The 2,747-nt window shown below is 61.0% G+C and carries 3 protein-coding genes and 1 pseudogene; all 4 read left to right on the forward strand.

The window, feature by feature from the left end; genetic code table 11:
- Positions 1–526, forward strand: a pseudogene (locus Q0341_RS08615) (23S rRNA pseudouridylate synthase B); the annotation flags it as partial.
- Between the two features lie 162 nt (positions 527–688).
- On the forward strand, positions 689–1,114 hold the full coding sequence (gene ndk / locus Q0341_RS08620) for a nucleoside-diphosphate kinase (protein WP_299512157.1): 426 nt from the start codon (positions 689–691) through the stop codon (positions 1,112–1,114).
- Positions 1,115–1,155: 41 nt separating this feature from the next.
- The gene (gene rlmN, locus Q0341_RS08625; protein ID WP_299512159.1) at positions 1,156–2,322 is read left to right on the forward strand and encodes a 23S rRNA (adenine(2503)-C(2))-methyltransferase RlmN; all 1,167 of its coding nucleotides are present in this window, start codon (positions 1,156–1,158) and stop codon (positions 2,320–2,322) included.
- Positions 2,300–2,747, forward strand: a 448-nt coding sequence (locus Q0341_RS08630; protein WP_299512161.1) for a helix-turn-helix transcriptional regulator, incomplete at its 3' end; no start/stop codon positions are given. The genes rlmN and Q0341_RS08630, both read left to right, overlap by 23 nt.

Here is a 2,747-nt window from a genome sequence, read left to right on the forward strand (position 1 = left end):
CGGTCCGGCCCAGTTCGGCTCCATCGAGGACGGTGGCGGCGAAGGCTCCAACTGCTGGTACCGCGTGACCATCTCTGAAGGCCGCAACCGCGAAGTGCGCCGCATGATGGAATCGGTCGGTCATGCGGTCAGCCGCCTGATCCGCATCCGTTATGGCGCGATGGTGCTGCCACATGGCTTGCGCCGTGGGGCTTGGCTTGAACTCGACGAGGCCGATATTCGCGCCCTGATGCGGGCGGCGGGCACGAGCGAGCGCCCCCGCCCCGTCACAGAACAGCCCACACGCACCAACCGCAACGACCGCCGCCCCCGCACCGGTGGGCAAGGCCGCGCCGGCACGGCCGTGCCACGCGCCAAACCGGCGGCCAAGCCCAACCAAGCGCCGGGCGGCTCTGGCTTGCATGCCAAGTCCGACGCCCCCAAAAGCGAGGCCAAATACATCGGTGCCGAGAGCTTCAACCGCCTGAAAAAAGCACCCGCTACCCCGGGCCGAGGCGGCCGGGGCAGCGGTGGCCGCAGCCGTTGAGCGCAGGCTTTGGCCGTCTTGACAGCCCATGATGACCAAATCCCGTCTCCTCTGTCGGCCCATCGGCTGACAGGGCCATTTTGTCACCCACTCAGGTTAGAATAGTGGGCTTTGCCGCAGGGCAAAAATAGTTAAAAATCACCCCTCAACAGGAAAAAAACCATGGCCATCGAACGCACACTCTCCATCATCAAGCCTGACGCCGTTGCCAAGAACGTCATTGGCCAGATCTACGCCCGTTTCGAAGCCGCTGGCCTCAAAGTGGTCGCTGCCCGAATGGCCCATTTGTCGCGCGGCGAAGCTGAGCAGTTCTACGGCGTGCACAAAGAGCGTCCTTTCTTCAAGGACCTGGTGGACTTCATGATCTCCGGCCCCGTCATGATCCAGGCGCTGGAAGGCGAGAACGCGATTGCCAAAAACCGTGACCTGATGGGCGCGACCGACCCCAAGAAAGCCGCTGCCGGAACCATCCGCGCTGACTTCGCTGACAGCATCGATGCCAACGCTGTGCACGGCTCTGACGCGCCCGAAACTGCTGCCGCTGAAGTTGCCTTCTTCTTCGCCGGCATGAACGTTTACACACGCTGATCGCGTCGCGGCCCTTTCGCGACCCTAGGCACCCTGACCCCATGACGGCCAACCTGCTCGAATTTGACCTGGAAGGTTTGGCCGTTTTTTGTGAGGGTCTGGGTGAAAAGCGCTTTCGGGCCACCCAGTTGTTCCGCTGGATTCACCAGCGGGGCGCTTCAGATTTTGAACAAATGAGTGATTTGGCCAAGTCTTTGCGCCAAAAACTCCAGTTGCATGCGCACGTTGCCGCGCTGCCTCTCGTCAGTCAACACATTTCAGCCGACGGCACCATCAAATGGTTGTTCAATGTCGGCGATGGGAATGCCATTGAAACGGTGTTCATCCCCGAAGACGATCGAGGCACTTTGTGCATTTCTTCCCAGGCTGGTTGCGCTGTGGGTTGCCGTTTTTGCTCCACCGGCCACCAAGGCTTCAGTCGCAACCTGACCACCGGCGAAATTCTTGCCCAGTTGTGGTTTACCGAGCACTTTTTGCGACAGCACCTGAACACGCCAGAACGCGTCATCTCCAACGTGGTGATGATGGGCATGGGCGAGCCTTTGCAAAATTACTCGGCTTTGGTGCCGGCGTTGCGGGCCATGCTCGATGACCATGGTTACGGCTTGTCGCGTCGCCGCGTCACTGTCTCCACCTCCGGGGTGGTGCCCATGATTGAACGCCTGTCGGCCGATTGCCCTGTGGCCTTGGCGGTGTCGCTGCATGCCCCGACCGACGCATTGCGTGACAATTTGGTGCCCCTGAACCGCAAATACCCGCTCGACGAGCTTTTGCAGTCCTGCATCGGCTACTTGGCCCATGCACCTCGCGACTTCATCACCTTTGAATACTGCATGCTCGATGGTGTCAACGACCAACCCGAACATGCCAGCGCCCTGATCGACTTGGTGCAAAAACACGCCCGCCAGGGCTTGCGCTGTAAATTCAACCTGATCCCATTCAACCCCTTTCCGGCTTCGGGTTTGCTGCGTTCACCCACCGCCCGGGTGCAAGCATTTGCCAAGCAACTGCAAGCTGCGGGTCTGGTCACCACGGTGCGCAAAACACGGGGTGACGACATCGACGCCGCATGCGGACAGCTGGCGGGCGATGTGAAAGACCGAACCCAAGTGCAATCGCGCATGGCCGAGCAGCGAACGATCACCTGGGTTCCTGTGTCTTCTGTGTCCCTCTCGGAGCCTCGACATGACCGCAAGCCCCAAGTCTGAACCGACCCCAGGAATCGCCCCAGAGGCGACCACAACGCCCCAAACAGCCGGTCAGCTGCTGCGTGAAACCCGTCTTCAGGCGGGTGTGCACTTGGCAGTCTTGTCGGTCAAGCTCAAGGTGCCGGTGCGCCAGCTTGAGGCCTTGGAAGCCGATGACCTGGACATGGCCAAGGGGGCCGTTTTCTACCGTGGACTGGCTTCTGGCGTGTGTCGTCATTTGAATGCCGATCCAGCGGCTGTTTTGGCACTTCTGCCTCAGGCTTCGGGGCAATTGGCCCCTTTGCGAAACGGCTTGGCAGGATCCGCTTCGGAGCGTGCCATGAAACTGGGCCCGCACACTTCGGGTATCGCCGTGCCTGGCAAGGTGTTTGTGGGGGCGGCCTTGATGCTGTTGCTGACCGCGGCATTGCTGTGGACCCCAGGGC

Origin of the sequence: uncultured Limnohabitans sp., from assembly GCF_937889215.1 — a bacterium.
Classification (GTDB): domain Bacteria; phylum Pseudomonadota; class Gammaproteobacteria; order Burkholderiales; family Burkholderiaceae_C; genus Limnohabitans_A.